Below are 15,403 nucleotides of genomic sequence, written 5' to 3'. Positions count from 1 at the left end.
GACGAGGAGGACGTCCATGTCGGCCGATCCCAGCGAGCTGCCGATCGACGAGGCCGTGCGCGCGGTCCGTGCGAACTCCCGGCGCAGGCAGATCCTGACCGCTGCCGCGAAGGTGATGCAGCGCACAGGGTTCCATCAGATGTCCATGCAGGCGCTGGCCGACGAGGCGAACGTCAGCGTGGGACTGCTCTACAAGTACTTCGGCAACAAGGAGGAGATCCTCCTCGCCACCATCACCGCCATCCTGGACGCGTTCCGGGATCAGCTCGAACCCGCGATGGCGGCGGCCGGCCCGGACCCCGTGGAGCGCCTGGCCGCGGGGATCCGTCGATTCGTCGAGATCGTCGACGAGAACCTCGACGCCGTGGCCCTGACCTACCGCGAGAGCCGCACGCTCGACCCGGCCGGGAGGGAGAAGCTCAAGCGGCTCGAGATCGCCACCTCCGCACCGCTGCGTGCGGTGCTGACCGAGGGCATCGACGCCGGCATCATGAACCCCGTCGACGTCGACCTGATGGTCTTCGACCTGGTGTTGCTCGCCCACGGCTGGGCGCTCAAGCACTGGCATTTCGGCCGGGTCTACAGCCTCGACGACTACATCCGGCTGCAGACCCGGTTCGTGCTCAACACCGTTCTGCCACAGACACACCGAACCCGCTACCGACACCTGCTGGAGTAACCGTGAGCGTCGCCACCACACGTGAAGAAAGCGTCGGGATCATCACCCTCGACCGTCCCCCCGCCAACGCCCTCGACGAGGCGCAGGCGGACGCCCTGGCCGAGGCCGTCACGACGCTGGGCGAGGACCCCGCGGTACGGGCCGTCCTCATCCGCAGTGCCCGGCGGATCTTCTGCGGAGGCGCGGACATCGCGATGATGGAGTCCTGGAGCACGAAGCCCGATCGGGGAGCACGCCTGCGCCGCTTCACCGCACGGCTCCAGGACGTGTTCGCCCGCATCGAGGCGCTGCCGAAGCCCTCGGTGGCCGCCCTCGCCGGTGCCGCCACGGGAGGCGGCCTCGAGCTGGCCCTCGCGTGCGACTTCCGCGTCGCGGGCGCCTCGGTGAAGCTCGGGCTTCCCGAGGTGGGAATCGGGCTCCTGCCCGGGGCGGGGGGCACGCAACGGCTCACCCGGCTGGCCGGTCCGTCGGTGGCGCACCGGCTCGTTCTCGGCGCCGAACTGGTCACCGGCCGTACGGCCGAGCAGCTCGGAATCGTGCAGTGGGCTACCGACGTCGACGTCGAGACCGAGGCACGAGCCTTGGCCGATCGACTCGCGCAGCTGCCGCCCGCCGCCTACGCGGCCGCCAAGCGCTGCATCGTCGCAGCTCGAGGCGATGACGGGTTCGCCCGCGAACTCGACGAGATCAGCCGGCTGATCGAGACGCCGGACACCGCCGGATTGCTGGCAGGATTCGTCGCGCGCGCCCGGTAGCCCGACGTGCGGACCGTCGCGGGATCTCCGTCGCCCGGGGCTGCGCCGGACGACCCGCCCGGATCACTCGGTACTGTGGATCCGACCCAGCGGCGACGAGGAGCACCACCATGACCACCGACCACGACGCGCTACCCGTGGACGAGGCCGTGCGAGCCGTCCGCACCAGCTCCCGGCGCAAGCAGGTGCTCGACGCAGCCGTGACGGTCATGCAACGGACCGGGTTCCACCAGATGTCCATGCAGGCGCTGGCCGACGAGGCCGGGGTCAGCGTCGGGCTGATCTACAAGTACTTCGGTGGCAAGGAGGACGTCCTCCTCGCCACCATCCTCGCGATCCTCGACGCCTTCCGCGACCAGCTCGAACCGGCCATGGACGCCGTCGGCGACGACCCGATCGACCGGCTCGTCGCCGGGATGCGCCGCTACATCGAGATCGTGGACGAGAACCTCGACGCCACGGTGCTCACCTACCGCGAGAGCCGCACCCTCGACGCGGCCGGGCGGGCCCGGATCAAGGAGCTCGAGGTCGAGTCGTCGGCGCCGCTGCGCGCCGCGCTCGACGCGGGGATCGAGGCGGGCGTGATGAGTCCGGTCGACGTCGACCTGATGGTCTTCGACATCATGTTGCTGGCACACGGCTGGGCGCTCAAGCACTGGCATTTCGGTGCGATCTACTCGCTCGACGATTACATCCGGCTCCAGACCCGCTTCGTGCTGAACACTCTTCTCCCGGCCGAGCGCCGCGACGACTACGCGCACCTGCTCGGGTAGCGCGCGGGCACCGGTCGCTCCCGAGCGTGAGCGACCGGGCGCGGGCCGGTCGGCGCGGCCTATTCGGCGCGCAGTGCCGTCCGGGCCGCGTCCTGCACCTTGTCGACGATCCCCTTCACCGAATCCATGAAGCCCACGTCGCATCCCTTTCGTCCGAAAGAGCGAGCGGGCCCAGCCTGCCACACAGCAGGCTGCGACCGGACGTGGGCCGTGCCGCCGACTCGCTATCGGACGTCGGGCCCGGGTTCCGGGCCGGGCCCGCGACGTTCGGTTCCCAGGGTCTTCTTCACCGCGTCCTGCGCCTTGCCGACGTGCCGGGAGTACTTTCGCGGTCCCTTGGTCCGGGCGAGATCCCCGGCCTTGTCGATGGCGCGATTCACCGTGTCCGGGTTCTTCCGGGCATAGTCCTTGCCCTTGCCGACCAGACCCTTGACCGAATCCATGAATCGCATCGCAGGCTCACCCCTTCTCCGTGTGCATTCGTGGGTCCTCACCAGCGTGCCACCGGCAGAGCCGACCGTGCCACCAGCTCGGCGGGAGATCCCCGGCCGGGGTCGCCCGCCGAGCACGTGCGCAACTACGGCGTGCGTGGACCCGGTTGCGCCTGCGGTCCGGGGTCCGCCTCCGGACCGGGCTGCCCTCCGGGCGCCGGGGTCGTTCCGGGGACGGGATTGTCTGCGGTGCCGAGGTGCTTCTTCGCGGCATCCTGCACCTTGTCCACGTGCTGGGCGTACTTGCCGCCCGTCCGGGCGTCGGCGGCGTCGCCCGCCTTGTCGACGAACTGGCCGGCCTTGTCCGGGTTCTGCTCCGCGTAGGCCTTGCCCTTGTCGACCAGGCCCTTGATGGAATCCTTCAAACCCATCTGCCTGCTCCTTCCGCTCGGGGATCGATGCCTCAGCGTGCCACCGCAGGCCCGTTCCCAAACATGCCGCGGTCGGCGTAGTGACCTCGTCCCCGGTCAGTGCTCGCCGGGCAGCAGGTCCTCACTGGCGGCGAACAGCCGACGGTGCTCACCGTGGATCCGCCCGGTCACCCACCACGAGACCTCCACGAGGACCACGCCGATCGCCCCGCAGGTGAACGCCGTGACCATGGCACCGACGTTCGACACGTCGAGGGCGAAGAACTCGCGGGCGAACGGGAAGGCGAACAGGACGACGTAGCCGAGCACCGAACCGGCCAGCAGCACCAGTTTCCACCACACGTACGGCCGGGCCACCACGGCGAGCACCCACAACGCGATCATGATCAGGGTGATCAACGCCGCGGTGCCGGCCTGCATCTTCTGCGCCTCGGTCTGGTCGGGCCCGGCGTACACCAGCAGGTAGCAGACGAAGGTGCTGACGCCGATGATCACCCCCGACGGGATCGCCAGGCGCATCACGCGCGAGACGAATCCGGAACGGGCCCGTTCGTTGTTGGGCGCGAGCGAGAGGATGAACGCGGGGACTCCGATGGTGAACCAGGCCGCGATCGTCACGTGCCGCGGCAGGAACGGATACGGCAGCGGCTCGTAGTCGAACACCTGGGACAGCGCACCCGACAGCCCGACGAGGAAGGCCAGCAGCACGGAGTACACGGTCTTGGTGAGGAACAGGTTCGACACCCGCTCGATGTTGCCGATCACCCGGCGTCCCTCGGCCACGACGTAGGGCAGGGTCGCGAACTTGTTGTCCAGCAACACGATCTGCGCGACCGCGCGGGTGGCCGGGCTGCCGGACCCCATCGCGACCCCGATGTCGGCGTCCTTGAGCGCCAGCACGTCGTTGACGCCGTCGCCGGTCATGGCGACGGTGTGCCCGCGCGACTGCAGCGCGCCGACCATCGCGCGCTTCTGGTCCGGGCGCACACGTCCGAACGTGGTGGCCGAGTCGAGGGTGTCGGCGAGCCGGTCGCGGTCCTCCGGGAGGGCGCGCGCATCGACGGGATGCTCGGCGTGCGGCAGGCCGAGCGACGTCGCGACGGCGCCGACCGAGACGGCATTGTCGCCGGAGATGACCTTGACGTCGACGTGCTGGTTCGCGAAGTACTTGAGGGTGGGCTTGGCGTCGGGCCGTACCCGCTGTTCGAGCACCACGAGGGCCTGCGCGGTGACGGTGCCGGGGGCCTGCGGGTCGTCGACGGCGCGCTCGCATCGCCCGAGGAGCAACACCCGCAATCCCTGCGCGCCGAGCTCCTCGGCCTGCCGGGCCGTCGCCGAGGCCGGGTCGAGGAGCACGTCGGGGGCGCCGAGCACCCAGTTGCCGTGAGTGCCGTAGGACTGACCGCTCCACTTCTTCGCCGACGAGAACGGGGCGGCGGCGGTGGCATCGCCCCAGCCGGGGTCGTCGGGCAGGGCCTCGCGTACGGCGAGGACGCTGGCGTTGGGACGAGGATCGTCGGCCGCCATCGCCGCGAGGGCGGCACGGACGGCCGTCTCGTCGCTGCCGTCGACGCACACCAGGTCTGCCAGGCGCATGCCGTTCTCGGTGAGCGTGCCGGTCTTGTCGGCGCACACCACGTCGACGCGGGCGAGCCCCTCGATGGCCGGCAGTTCCTGCACGAGGCACTGCCGGTGACCGAGACGGATCACGCCCACGGCGAACGCGATCGACGTCATCAGCACCAGCCCCTCGGGAACCATCGGCACGAGGGCCGCGACCATGCCGCTGAGCGCGGGACCGAGGGGCTGGCCGCTCGAGAACAGCTGGTTGTAGATGATGAGCAGGCCGGCCGGAATCATCAGGTAAGTGATGAATTTCAGGATCTTGTCGATTCCCGAGCGCAGTTCCGAGTGCACGAGCGTGAACTTGCTGGCTTCCTCGGCGAGCCTGGCCGCATACGCATCGCGGCCGACCTTCGTGGCGCGGTAGGCGCCGCTGCCCGCCGCGACGAAGCTGCCCGAGAGGACTCGCGCACCGAGTTCCTTGTGCACGGGGTCGGCCTCGCCGGTGAGCAGAGATTCGTCGAGTTCGAGCCCCTCGGTCTCGACGACGACCCCGTCGACCACCGCCTGGTCGCCGGGTCCGAGTTCGATGATGTCGTCGAGCACGACGTCGTGCGGCGGCAGCTCGGCCACGACGCCGTCGCGGCGGACGAGGGGCTTGGCCTGGCTGACGATCGCGAGCCGGTCGAGGGTCCACTTGGCGCGGATCTCCTGCACGATGCCGATGGCGCTGTTGAGGATGATCAGCAGGCCGAACATGCCGTCGATGATCGACCCGGTGGCCAGGACGATGGCCAGCAGGACGCCGAGGATCGCGTTGATGCGGGTGAAGACGTTGGCGCGGACGATCTCTCCGACGGACCGCGACGCCCGGTCCGGCACGTCGTTGGTGGCGCCCCGGGCCACCCGTTCGGCGACCTGCTCGGTGGTCAGACCCAGCTCGACGTGCCGCGCGTCGGTGGGGGGCACAGCTGCCTGGTCGGCGACCGCGGTGGGCTCCTCTGCTGCCATGGGAAACAGGCTAAGCCACCCGTTGCGATCCGCCCCCACACCGTGACGCGGCTCGCGACCCGGCTCAGCGGTCCGGGCGGACGAACTCGGGCTGGCCGAGCACCCGCAGCCAGCTGCCGTCGGGCTGGCGGCGGGCCACCTGGGCCCGGGCGCCGGCGCCGTCCTTCGGCGGTGTGGCGGTCAGCGCGAGGTCACCGCTGATCAGGGTCGGCAGCGGCGGCTCGGGCTCGAATCGGGGCGCGTGCTCGAGCACCTGTTCCCACAGGCGGCGGATGGCCTCGCGTCCCACCGTGTGGCTGCCCGGTGGGTAGGCCATCACGGCGTCCTCCTCGTACAGGGCGGCCACCCCCGCGGCGTCGCCGGCGTTGGACCGCTCGACGAACAGGCGGGTGAGATCCTCTGGCTGCCAAGCCTTCTCATCGTTCGACATGACGATCCTCTCTGCGAACGGACGTGGACACCTCCAGGGTCCGCCGCGCGCCTCGAGAAGTCCAACAGATCATATCGATGGAATCTAGAATCCTGGGTTATGGAACTGCGGCAATTCGAGTACTTCGTCGCGGTGGCCGAGGAGGCGAACTTCACCCGTGCCGCTCACCGCGTCCACATCAGCCAGTCCGGGATCAGCGCCCAGATCCGCCGGCTCGAGCACGACCTCGGCGCCGTCCTGTTCGACCGTTCCACCCGTGCCGCCACCCTGACCACGGCCGGAAAGGCGGCACTGCCGCACGCCCGGGCGGCGCTGGCGTCCGCCGCGGCCGCCCGGCAGGCAGTCGAGGAGGTGACGGCCCTGCTCCGGGGACGGCTGGTGGTCGGCATGGTCACCGCCTGCACCGTCACCGGACTGTTCGACGCACTGGCCGCGTTCCACCACGCGCACCCCGGCGTCGAGATCACCCTCGTCGAGGATGCCTCCGACCGGCTCGTCGAGCGGGTACGTGCCGCCACGGTGGACCTCGCCCTCGTCGGCACCGCCGCCGCCCCGCCCCCGGGTCTCGAGGCGCTCACCCTCGTCAGCGAACCGATCGTCGCCGCCGTGCCGCCCGGTCACCCGCTCACCGAACGCGCCCGTCTCACCCTCGCGGACGTGTGCGCCCACCCCGTCGTGTCCATGCCCCCGGGCACCGGCATCCGGACCGTGTTCGACCGGGCGTGCGCCGCCGCCGGCCTGCGCCCCGACATCGCCCTGCAGGCCAGTTCGCCGGACACCGTCGCCGACCTCGCCGTCCGCGGACTGGGCGTGGCGATCCTCAGCCGCTCGATGGTCGAGTATTTCGAGGGGCGGTTGTGTGGCCTCACTGTGGACGACGCCACCGCGCCCGCGGTGCTGTCGCTGGTCTGGTCGGATACCGGCGCTCCGGCGCTGCGCGAATTCGTCCGGCACAGCCGTCGCGCGTTCGCGCGCGCAGGGACCTTGGACACTTCCCCGGCGCCGGGGCGCGGCCGAGAATGAGGGGCGCGGCCGGCCGGCCGGAGTCGAATCCACGACGGACAGGGGGCGGAAGTGAATCTCGAGGAACTGATGGCCAAGGCGCGCGACACGGTGACCGTCAAGCGCGTGTACTCGGAACCGGTCGAGAAGGACGGCCTGACCGTCATCACCGCGGCCGTGGTCTCCGGCGGGGCCGGCGGCGGTGGGGGCTACTCACCCGACGGGGAGAACGGCGAGGGCGGCGGCTTCGGGGTGGGTGCTCGCCCGGTGGGCGCGTACGTCATCAGCGGCGGCAAGCTGTCGTGGCAGCCGGCCGTGGACGTCAACCGGCTGGTGCGCACTGTCGCGAGTGTGGCGATCGCCTTCTTCGTCACCCGGGCACTCGTCGAACGCAAGCGGGCCGCCGCGACGAGCTGACGCCGCTCACAGCGTCGCGAGGACGAACGAGAGCACGAATCCCGCCGCGGTGCTCAGCGCCACCGTGGGACCGCCCTTCTCGTAGGCCTCCGGCATCAGGGTGTCGGCCAGCGAGGCCAGCACCGCGCCCGCCGCGAACGCCAAGGGCAGGGAGATCGTCTCGGGCGGGGTCACCGCCAGTGGCCCGGCTCCGACGACGACGGCGACGGTCAGCAGCGCGGCGCACGCCACCCACATTCCGAGGATGTATTTCCGGGACCGGCCCTGGGCGCGCATGGAGGCGCTGCCGACGAGCGACTCCGGGAAGTTGGACACGAAGATCGCGACCAGCAGAGCGAGACCGCCGGTGCCCTCCCCCAGGGACACACCCAGCGCCACGTTCTCGGGCACCCCGTCGAGGGTGACCGCCGCCAGCAGCGCCAGCCCGGCGGCCCCGCTGACCGAGGACGACGACGGCGCGGTTTCCTCGGCGGCCGCATCGACGTCGAGTTTTTCACTGCCGTGGTCCTTTTCGCGGCGACCCTCGGCCACCCGGTCCAGCCACGCGCTGAGCGCGGTGAACACGACGGCGCCGACGACGAGGCCGATCGCCGCACGCCAGATGCCACCCTTCTCGTACGAATCCTCGAACAACTCGAACGACAAGGCGGTGATGAGCGCGCCGGCGGCGAACGCCAGCATCGCCGCGAGAACGCGTTTGGGGATTTCCACCCATCCGCCCACCAACGCGCCGAGCACCAGCGCGCTCGACGCGATGACCCCGAAAAGCAACGATTCGACGATGACCCGGCCCTCCCTCCGACGCTCCCCGACGGACGACCGGATACCCGCGGCGACGGGCCGGAAACCCTACCGGCGCACCGAAGTCAACCGAACCGAAGTCAGCCGAGTGGAACCCACCACGGATCCTGCGAGCCCGGCCGCAGCGCGTCGACCCGCTGGCCCGGCATCGGCACGGCCGTGGGCACCCCCTCCGCCCGCGCCGCCGGCAGGAGCCGCGCGATCGGCTCCGACCACGCGTGGAACGCCAGATTGAAGGTGCCCCAGTGCACGGGGACGAGCAGGCTGGGATAGTCGCAGCCGCCGAGGTCGGTATGCGTGCGCACGGCCTCCTCCGGGTTCATGTGCACGTCGGGCCAGCGCGGGTCGTACGCGCCCACCGGCAGCAACGTCAGATCGAACGGCCCGTAGCGGTCTCCCAGGTCGGCGAACCGGGGCGTGTAGCCGCTGTCGCCGCCGAAGAACACCCGCCGCGTCGGCCCGGCGATCACCCACGACGACCACAACGTGATGTTGCGGATCAGGCCGCGGCCGGAGAAGTGCCGCGCCTCGGTGCAGGTGACGGTGAGCGCACCCACCTCGGTGTGCTGGTCCCAGTCCAGCTCGACGATCCGGTCGGCGGGGATCCGCCACCGGCGCAGGTGCGCCCCCACGCCGAGCGGGACCAGGAACCGGGCCTCGGGCTGCGTGGCCGCGAGGGCCTCGACGGTCCCGCGATCCAGATGGTCGTAGTGGTCGTGGGAGATCACGACGGCGTCGATCGGCGGCAGTTCCGCCAGCTCCACCGGCGACGGGTGCAACCGGGCCGGGCCCACGGCCGGCGACGGCGAGACCCGCTCGCTCCACACCGGGTCGGCGAGGATCCGGTGGCCGTCGATCTCGAGGAGGGCACTCGAGTGTCCGTACCAGGTCACCGCGAGCTCCGCGGCCTGCACCGGGGCGAGCTGCGGCGCGAGCGGCACCGCGTCGCGCGGCACCCCGGAGGACCGCCGGGTGAGCATGTCCTTGACGAGGCTGCCGCCGGCCTCGGGCAGCACGGTGCTACTCGGCTCCGAGTTGTGGAAGCGCCCGTTCCGATACCGGGGGGACCCGGCGGCGTACGGGCGGATGTCCGCCGGGGTCGCGCCGATCGAGCCCGGGACGCCACGGGTGGCCCGCGCCACCCACAGCAAGCCGGCGCCGGCAAGGGCGGACGAGGCTGTCTGCTTGACGCTCACCCCACCACTGTAGGGGCGCAGGGACGCGGGCGCGCTCGGCCGTCGGGGCGCGGTCGCGCCTCAGCGACCGCGGAAGACCGGCGCCCGGCGTTCCGTGCGGGCCCGGCGCGCCTCCTGGGCGTCCTCGCTGAGCCACGCCTCGGCGAGCGCGGCCGTCTGCTCGGGCGACGGCTCGTCGCGCGTGCCGTCGTCGTTGAGGAACAGCTTCATCGCGTGCAGCGACAACGGGGCGAGTTCGGCGATCTCGCGTGCCCAGGACTGCGCGGCGACGAGATCGCCGATCCGGTTGGCCAGACCGCGGTCGACCGCCTCGTGTGCGTCGACCGGTTCGGCGGCGAGCAGCACGGCCCGCGCGGGGCCGCCGCCGAGCAGGGCGACGAGCCGCCGGACCGTCCAACGGTCCACAGAGATACCGAGACGCGCCGCCGGAATCGCAAATCGAGCCCCCGGTGCGACGACCCGCAGGTCCGCCGCGAGGGCGAGCTGAGTGCCTGCTCCGATCGCGGGGCCGTTGATTGCGGCGATCACCGGGACGGGCGCCTCCTGGATCGCACGGAGCATCTCCCCCAGGCTGTCGAGGAATCCTTCCGCGTAGACGTCGCCCGACAGGTCGGCGCCGGCACAGAAGCTCGAGCCGCGCCCGGTGATCACGACCGCGCGCGCACCCCCGTCGAGAGCCTCCTCGAGTCCCTCCCGGACCTGGACGCACAGCTCGGTGTTGAGCGCGTTGCGGCGCTCCTCACGCCGCAGTTCGAGCGTGACCACGTCGCCGTCACGGCTGATCCCCATCATGTGTGCTTCACCTTTCGTCGACGGCACGCATCATCGCACCCGCCGCGGGCAGGCGCGAGGGCGCTCCCGTCAGTCCTCGTCCGCGCGCGGCCGGCCGGGTTTGCGGATGCGTCCGGCCTCGCGCGGCATGCGTCCTGCCTCGCTCAGCGCACGACGGAGCAGGAACTCGATCTGTGCGTTGGTGCTGCGCAACTCGTCGGCGGCCCACCGTGCGAGCGCGTCGTGGACCGCAGGATCGAGCCGGAGCAGCAGCTTCTTGCGTTCGGCCATGGTGTCGACGACGCGTCAGGCGTAGAGCGACCCGGTGTTGAGCACCGGTTGCGCGCTCTGGTCGCCGCACAGGACCACGAGCAGGTTGCTCACCATCGCGGCCCTGCGCTCCTCGTCGAGTTCGATGGTGTGTTCCTTCTCGAGCTGTTCGAGGGCGGTTGCGACCATGCCGACCGCGCCCTTGACGATCTGCTCACGCGCGGCGATGACCGCACCCGCCTGCTGCCGGCGCAGCATGGCCTGCGCGATCTCGGGCGCGTACGCGAGCCGGTTGATCCGGGATTCGACGACTCGCACGCCGGCGGATCCGACCCGCTCGTCGACTTCGGCGGACAGCCTCGAGGTGATCTCGTCGGCGTTCTGCCGCAGCGACAACGTCTCCGGGCCCGCGTCGTACGGGTAGCTGCCGGCAATGTGACGGACGGCGGCCTCGGTCTGCACGGCGACGAACTCCTCGAAGTCGTCGACATCGAACACGGCCCGGGCGGTGTCCTCGACCTGCCACACGATGACCGCCGAGATCTCGATGGGGTTGCCGTCGGCGTCGTTGACCTTGGCGATCCCGGTCTCGTGGTTGCGGATCCGGGTCGAGACCTTGCGCCGGGTGTTGAGCGGATTCATCCAGCGCAGCCCGTCCTTGCGGAGGGTGCCCGAGTACGAGCTGCCGAGCAACTGCAGCACCCGCGCCTCGTTGGGCTCGACGAGGACCAGGCCGGCGAGCGCCACGGTGGCAGGGACGATCAGCACCGCTCCGACCACGATGAGCGCGACGTTGCGGTTCAGCGCGCCGAACACGACGAGCGCCACGGCCGCGGCATCCACGGCGAGCGCGATCGCGAGGACGGACCAGCCGTCGACGGACTTTCCGGGTCGCTCCGTGACGACGGAGGGGGTGGCGGACATGGCGGGTCTCCCTTCCCGGAGAAGTTCAATGAGATATTAAAGTGATATCACATTATCGGTCGGCCGGTCAGCGGCAGCGGACACGTCGGTGCATCACGCGACGGACACGTCGGTGCATCATGAAGACGTGCCACGGAAGGGAGAGCGGCGATGACGACGGACGCACCGGCCACCGCCGTCGACGTCGTCGTGATCGGCGCGGGCCAGGCCGGGCTGTCCGCCGCCTACTTCCTGCAACGGTTCGGCGTCGAACCGCAGTCCGGGTTCGTCGTCCTGGACCGCTCGTTCGGCCCCGGCGGCGCGTGGCAGCAGCGGTGGCCGTCACTGACGCTGAGCACCGTCAACGGAGTGCACGACCTGCCGGGGTGGCCGTTCTCCGAGGCGGTCGACACCACCGCCGGAGAGGTCCCGGCCTCCGCCGCGGTGCCCGAGTACTACCGCGCCTACGAGGCGCGCTTCCACCTGCCGGTGCACCGCCCCGTCCAGGTCGGCGTGGTGTGCGACCGCGGCGAGCGCCTGCGGGTGGAGACCGACCACGGGGTGTATTCCGCCCGCGGCCTGGTCAACGCCACCGGCACGTGGGAACATCCCTTCGTGCCGTGGTATCCGGGAGCCATGCGCTTCCGCGGGCGCCAGCTGCACACCCGGGACTACCGCAGCGCCGACGAGTTCGCCGGTCGTCACGTCCTCGTCGTCGGCGGCGGCATCTCGGCGGTACAGCTGCTCGACGAGATCTCCCGCGTCACCGAAACGACGTGGGTCACCCGTCGCGAACCCGCTTGGCGTGACGAGGATTTCACGCCGGAACTCGGGCGTTCCGCCGTCGCACTCGTCGAGGACAGGGTACGACAGGGGCTGCCGCCGGGCTCGGTGGTGTCGGTGACCGGTCTGCCGGTCACGCCGGCGATCCGCGCGGCGCGTGAACGCGGCGCCCTCGACCGCCTCCCGATGTTCGAGGAGATCACCGAGACCGGCGTCCGCTGGTCCGACGGCACCACGCTCGCCGTGGACGTCATCCTGTGGTGCACCGGTTTTCGTAGTTCCCTCGACCATCTCGCTCCCCTCGGCCTGCGTAATCCCGGCGGCGGCATCACCATGACGGGCAAGCTGGCGACGCAGGTCGCGGCGGACCCGCGGATCCATCTCGTCGGGTACGGGCCCTCGGCGTCGACCATCGGCGCGAACCGTGCCGGACGCGCCGCCGCCCGCGAACTCGTCGACCACCTCGCGGCCACCGCGCCGGGGCCGTGATCCGCCGCCTCGGCGCCGTTCTGGCGATGGTGGCCGCCGGCCTGGTGCTCACCGCACCGGCGACGGTCGAGATCGCCGTGCCGCCGCCACCGCCCCCGGCTCCCGCCCCGCCGATCGTGCCGCCCACGGCGGAGGAGGTTTCGGCACGGATCGCTCCGGCCGTCGTCACCCTCACCGCGAACCGCGGCTGGCGCGGCATCTCGGGCACCGGCATCGTCCTCACCGCCGACGGCACGGTACTCACCAACCACCACGTCGTCACCGGGGCCACCGACATCAGCGCGGTGAGCCCCCACACCGGCGCGAGCTACGACGTCGCGGTGCTCGGCTACGACTCCACCCTCGACATCGCCGTACTGCAACTGGGCTCCGCCGCCGATCTGCCGGTCGCGGCCGTGACCGAGACTCCCCTCCCGCAACCGGGCGCGCCCGTGACGGCCTTCGGCAACGCGGACGGCGGCGGCGTCGTCGTGCCCGCGCCCGGCACGATCGTCGCCGTCGACAAGACGGTGTCGGTACGCGACTCGATGGACGGATCCCTACGTCGGCTGCGCGGAATGCTGCAGGTCAGCGCGGCGATCCGGCCCGGAGACTCCGGCGGTCCGCTCGTCGACGCGTTCGGCACCGTCGTGGGCGTCAACACCGCCGGGGCGGTCGAACCGGACCCGGCCGCCGTCCCCGACCCACCCGAGGCGTACGCGGTGCCCATCGGGACCGCCCTCGACGTGGTGGACCAGGTCCGTACCGGGACGAGCGCCGGGACGGTGCACGTCGGCCCGACGCCGCTGCTCGGAGTGAGCGTCACCACCGACCGGACCGGCAACGAGGAAACAGGCGCCGAAGTGCTGTGGGTCGGCTACGGCACCCCTGCCGCCGGCACCGGCCTCGAGATCGGCGACGTCATCGTCGCGTTCGACGGGCGCCCCGTCACGACCACGGTGGACCTCGAGGAGATGCTGATGGCGCGCCGACCGGGCGACAGCGTGGAGATCGGCTGGCTCGACGCTGCCGGCCGGCAACACACCGCCCGCGTCGTGCTGGACGCCGGCCCGCCACGCTGACCCCCGAACCCCGGTGGCCGAATGTCACATTCAGTCGGTCACATCGACCGAATGTGACATTCGGTCACGGGCAGGTCAGGCGAACCGGTGGGTGGTCTGACCGAACGGCCCCTTCGCGAAGACGAGCACCTTGCTCGGCACGACGCGGAAGACCCAACCCGGATCGTCCACCGGGCCGACGGCGTCACCGTGGACCTCGAAACGCCACTGCTGGCCGTACTTGACGAAGTACGCCTCGGCGACGGCGCGCAGCTCGTCACCGTCGGTGACCCGGCGGGCGCGCCCCTCGACGACGACGTCCGTGCCGGCCGCCCAGGTCGCGACACCCGTCGTGACCGCGACGGCATCGTTGTGCCGGAGGTTGTGGGTCTTCTGCTCGCCCGGACCCGTACAGAAGACGAATCCGCCCGCCTGCCACAGTCCGATCAGCGGCGTCACGTGCGGGACGCCGTCGCGCCGGACCGTGCTGAGCCAGTACAGCTGCGCGGACTCGAGCAGCTCCTCGGTGTCGGGCCACGGCAGGGGCGGCTCCCCGTCGTCCCCGAAACGCGCATCGACGGTAGTGGTGACCGGTGTACTCACGACAACTCCTCTCCCGGCTCCGGCCGGAGCCCGTATCGGTACCGACCGGCCGGACCGGGAGAACTCATCGCGCAGGCCGAATGTGCGGACCGAATGTGGTGACCGAATGTCACATTGCGTCGATCAGATCGAACCCATGTCACATTCGGCCGCCAGCACCACCACTGCCACCACCACCGCCGCCGCCGACGCCGACGCCGACGATCAGGAGAACGTGGCGGGGTCCCCGCCGATGCGGCCGCTGTCGTCGTGCAGCCCGCGGATCCGGTCGAGGTCGTCCGGGGTCAGCTCGAAGCCGAAGACGTCGAAATTGCTCGCGATGCGCTCGGGGGTGACGGACTTCGGGATGACGATGTTGCCGAGCTGGATGTGCCAGCGCAGGATCACCTGCGCGACGCTGCGGCCGTGAGCCTGCGCGATGGCCGTCAGCGTGGGGTCGTCGAGCACGGCGCCCTGGCCGAGGGGACTCCACGCCTCGGTCGCGATGCCCTTACCGGTGTGGTAGGCCCGCAGCTCGGCCTGATCGAACCGCGGATGCAGTTCGATCTGGTTGACGGCCGGAACCTCGCCGACGGCGTCGATCAGCCGGTCGAGATCCTCGATCCGGAAGTTGGAGACACCGATCGAACGGGCCCGGCCCTCGGCCTTGATCTTCTGGAAGGCGCGGAAGGTGTCGATGTAGCGGTCCTGGCCCGGTGCCGGCCAGTGGATCAGGTACAGGTCGACATAGTCGAGGCCGAGCCGATCGAGGCTCGTGTCGAAGGCGCGCAGCGTCGAGTCGTAGCCCTGGTCGCTGTTCCACAGCTTGGTGGTGACGAACAGCTCGTCGCGTGGGACGTCCGAGTCGCGCAGCGCGCGGCCCGTGCCGGCCTCGTTGCCGTAGATCGCCGCGGTGTCGATGCTGCGGTAGCCCACCCGCAGGGCCTCGGTCACCGCGTCGTAGCTCCGGTCGTCCTCGACCTGCCAGAGACCGAAGCCGAGCTGCGGAATGGTGTTGCCGTCGTTGAGGGTGATCGTGGGAACGGTCATGATCGGCCCAACGGGTTCCGGCCGCC

The 15,403-nt window shown here is 70.9% G+C and carries 18 protein-coding genes; 7 read left to right on the top strand and 11 right to left on the bottom strand.

Features of this window, described 5'->3' with window-relative positions; translation table 11 throughout:
- The first annotated feature begins 16 nt into the window (after nt 1–16).
- The 3 genes from ACM26Y_RS05770 to ACM26Y_RS05760 all read left to right on the top strand — a co-directional run bounded on the left by ACM26Y_RS05770 (nt 17) and on the right by ACM26Y_RS05760 (nt 2,207).
- A complete protein-coding gene (locus ACM26Y_RS05770) occupies nt 17–679 on the top strand; it encodes a TetR/AcrR family transcriptional regulator (protein ID WP_416062891.1) in 663 nt (220 codons plus the stop codon).
- A gap of 2 nt (nt 680–681) precedes the next feature.
- A complete protein-coding gene (locus ACM26Y_RS05765) occupies nt 682–1,434 on the top strand; it encodes an enoyl-CoA hydratase/isomerase family protein (protein ID WP_416062890.1) in 753 nt (250 codons plus the stop codon).
- A 110-nt stretch (nt 1,435–1,544) separates the two neighbouring features.
- Entirely contained in the window at nt 1,545–2,207 is a 663-nt protein-coding gene (locus tag ACM26Y_RS05760) for a TetR/AcrR family transcriptional regulator (RefSeq protein WP_416062889.1), read from the top strand.
- A gap of 224 nt (nt 2,208–2,431) precedes the next feature.
- On the opposite strand, the gene ACM26Y_RS05755 is transcribed toward ACM26Y_RS05760, so the two are convergent.
- The 4 genes from ACM26Y_RS05755 to ACM26Y_RS05740 form a co-directional block, all read right to left on the bottom strand.
- Nucleotides 2,432–2,659, bottom strand: coding sequence for an antitoxin (locus ACM26Y_RS05755; RefSeq protein ID WP_054372900.1), 228 nt, complete (start codon nt 2,657–2,659; stop codon nt 2,432–2,434).
- A gap of 125 nt (nt 2,660–2,784) precedes the next feature.
- The gene (locus tag ACM26Y_RS05750) at nt 2,785–3,069 is read right to left on the bottom strand and encodes an antitoxin (protein WP_054372901.1); all 285 of its coding nucleotides are present in this window, start codon (nt 3,067–3,069) and stop codon (nt 2,785–2,787) included.
- Nucleotides 3,070–3,165: 96 nt separating this feature from the next.
- Nucleotides 3,166–5,643, bottom strand: coding sequence for an HAD-IC family P-type ATPase (locus ACM26Y_RS05745; protein WP_416062888.1), 2,478 nt, complete (start codon nt 5,641–5,643; stop codon nt 3,166–3,168).
- Nucleotides 5,644–5,707: 64 nt separating this feature from the next.
- The gene (locus ACM26Y_RS05740) at nt 5,708–6,073 is read right to left on the bottom strand and encodes a YybH family protein (protein ID WP_416062887.1); all 366 of its coding nucleotides are present in this window, start codon (nt 6,071–6,073) and stop codon (nt 5,708–5,710) included.
- A gap of 99 nt (nt 6,074–6,172) precedes the next feature.
- Here ACM26Y_RS05740 and ACM26Y_RS05735 point away from each other — a divergent pair, with 99 nt between their 5' ends.
- Nucleotides 6,173–7,096: a LysR family transcriptional regulator gene (locus tag ACM26Y_RS05735; protein ID WP_416062886.1), complete on the top strand. Its 924-nt coding sequence runs from the start codon at nt 6,173–6,175 to the stop codon at nt 7,094–7,096.
- Between the two features lie 51 nt (nt 7,097–7,147).
- Nucleotides 7,148–7,492, top strand: coding sequence for a hypothetical protein (locus tag ACM26Y_RS05730; protein ID WP_003936366.1), 345 nt, complete (start codon nt 7,148–7,150; stop codon nt 7,490–7,492).
- 6 nt (nt 7,493–7,498) lie between these two features.
- Here ACM26Y_RS05730 and ACM26Y_RS05725 read toward each other — a convergent pair whose 3' ends face one another.
- From ACM26Y_RS05725 to ACM26Y_RS05705, 5 genes are all read right to left on the bottom strand, one after another.
- Nucleotides 7,499–8,263, bottom strand: coding sequence for a ZIP family metal transporter (locus ACM26Y_RS05725; RefSeq protein WP_416062885.1), 765 nt, complete (start codon nt 8,261–8,263; stop codon nt 7,499–7,501).
- A 110-nt stretch (nt 8,264–8,373) separates the two neighbouring features.
- Nucleotides 8,374–9,489 (bottom strand): MBL fold metallo-hydrolase, encoded by a 1,116-nt coding sequence (locus ACM26Y_RS05720; RefSeq protein WP_416062884.1) that lies wholly within the window; start codon nt 9,487–9,489, stop codon nt 8,374–8,376.
- Nucleotides 9,490–9,549: 60 nt separating this feature from the next.
- Nucleotides 9,550–10,281 carry an enoyl-CoA hydratase gene (locus ACM26Y_RS05715; RefSeq protein ID WP_003936369.1) on the bottom strand — a complete coding sequence of 244 codons (732 nt, stop codon included), beginning with the start codon at nt 10,279–10,281 and terminating at the stop codon, nt 9,550–9,552.
- Between the two features lie 69 nt (nt 10,282–10,350).
- Nucleotides 10,351–10,551, bottom strand: a complete 201-nt coding sequence (locus ACM26Y_RS05710) for a hypothetical protein (RefSeq protein ID WP_003936370.1) — start codon at nt 10,549–10,551, stop codon at nt 10,351–10,353.
- Nucleotides 10,552–10,566: 15 nt separating this feature from the next.
- Nucleotides 10,567–11,454, bottom strand: coding sequence for an SPFH domain-containing protein (locus ACM26Y_RS05705; RefSeq protein WP_416062883.1), 888 nt, complete (start codon nt 11,452–11,454; stop codon nt 10,567–10,569).
- 150 nt (nt 11,455–11,604) lie between these two features.
- Here ACM26Y_RS05705 and ACM26Y_RS05700 point away from each other — a divergent pair, with 150 nt between their 5' ends.
- Together ACM26Y_RS05700 and ACM26Y_RS05695 are read left to right on the top strand one after the other, a co-directional pair.
- Nucleotides 11,605–12,705 (top strand): NAD(P)-binding domain-containing protein, encoded by a 1,101-nt coding sequence (locus ACM26Y_RS05700; protein WP_416062882.1) that lies wholly within the window; start codon nt 11,605–11,607, stop codon nt 12,703–12,705.
- Nucleotides 12,702–13,766 carry a S1C family serine protease gene (locus ACM26Y_RS05695; protein ID WP_416062881.1) on the top strand — a complete coding sequence of 355 codons (1,065 nt, stop codon included), beginning with the start codon at nt 12,702–12,704 and terminating at the stop codon, nt 13,764–13,766. Before ACM26Y_RS05700 ends, ACM26Y_RS05695 begins: the two co-directional genes overlap by 4 nt.
- A 75-nt stretch (nt 13,767–13,841) precedes the next feature.
- Here ACM26Y_RS05695 and ACM26Y_RS05690 read toward each other — a convergent pair whose 3' ends face one another.
- On the bottom strand, nt 13,842–14,348 hold the full coding sequence (locus ACM26Y_RS05690; RefSeq protein WP_054372909.1) for a pyridoxamine 5'-phosphate oxidase family protein: 507 nt from the start codon (nt 14,346–14,348) through the stop codon (nt 13,842–13,844).
- Between the two features lie 204 nt (nt 14,349–14,552).
- Nucleotides 14,553–15,377, bottom strand: coding sequence for an aldo/keto reductase (locus ACM26Y_RS05685; RefSeq protein WP_416062880.1), 825 nt, complete (start codon nt 15,375–15,377; stop codon nt 14,553–14,555).
- Nucleotides 15,378–15,403: the final 26 nt, after the last annotated feature.

Source organism: Rhodococcus indonesiensis, from assembly GCF_047782815.1.
Lineage (GTDB): Bacteria > Actinomycetota > Actinomycetes > Mycobacteriales > Mycobacteriaceae > Rhodococcus > Rhodococcus indonesiensis.
Note: the sequence above shows the minus strand (reverse complement) of the source record. Positions and strands in the feature narration are given on the sequence as shown.

Excerpts from the sequence above, each read along its gene's own strand:
- ACM26Y_RS05685 (WP_416062880.1), bottom strand. The coding sequence starts at position 15,377 with ATGACCGTTCCCACGATCACCCTCAACGACGGCAACACCATTCCGCAG.
- ACM26Y_RS05715 (WP_003936369.1), bottom strand. The coding sequence starts at position 10,281 with ATGATGGGGATCAGCCGTGACGGCGACGTGGTCACGCTCGAACTGCGG.
- ACM26Y_RS05700 (WP_416062882.1), top strand. The coding sequence starts at position 11,605 with ATGACGACGGACGCACCGGCCACCGCCGTCGACGTCGTCGTGATCGGC.
- ACM26Y_RS05745 (WP_416062888.1), bottom strand. The coding sequence starts at position 5,643 with ATGGCAGCAGAGGAGCCCACCGCGGTCGCCGACCAGGCAGCTGTGCCC.
- ACM26Y_RS05710 (WP_003936370.1), bottom strand. The coding sequence starts at position 10,551 with ATGGCCGAACGCAAGAAGCTGCTGCTCCGGCTCGATCCTGCGGTCCAC.
- ACM26Y_RS05755 (WP_054372900.1), bottom strand. The coding sequence starts at position 2,659 with ATGCGATTCATGGATTCGGTCAAGGGTCTGGTCGGCAAGGGCAAGGAC.
- ACM26Y_RS05705 (WP_416062883.1), bottom strand. The coding sequence starts at position 11,454 with ATGTCCGCCACCCCCTCCGTCGTCACGGAGCGACCCGGAAAGTCCGTC.
- ACM26Y_RS05760 (WP_416062889.1), top strand. The coding sequence starts at position 1,545 with ATGACCACCGACCACGACGCGCTACCCGTGGACGAGGCCGTGCGAGCC.
- ACM26Y_RS05770 (WP_416062891.1), top strand. The coding sequence starts at position 17 with ATGTCGGCCGATCCCAGCGAGCTGCCGATCGACGAGGCCGTGCGCGCG.
- ACM26Y_RS05735 (WP_416062886.1), top strand. The coding sequence starts at position 6,173 with ATGGAACTGCGGCAATTCGAGTACTTCGTCGCGGTGGCCGAGGAGGCG.
- ACM26Y_RS05750 (WP_054372901.1), bottom strand. The coding sequence starts at position 3,069 with ATGGGTTTGAAGGATTCCATCAAGGGCCTGGTCGACAAGGGCAAGGCC.
- ACM26Y_RS05740 (WP_416062887.1), bottom strand. The coding sequence starts at position 6,073 with ATGTCGAACGATGAGAAGGCTTGGCAGCCAGAGGATCTCACCCGCCTG.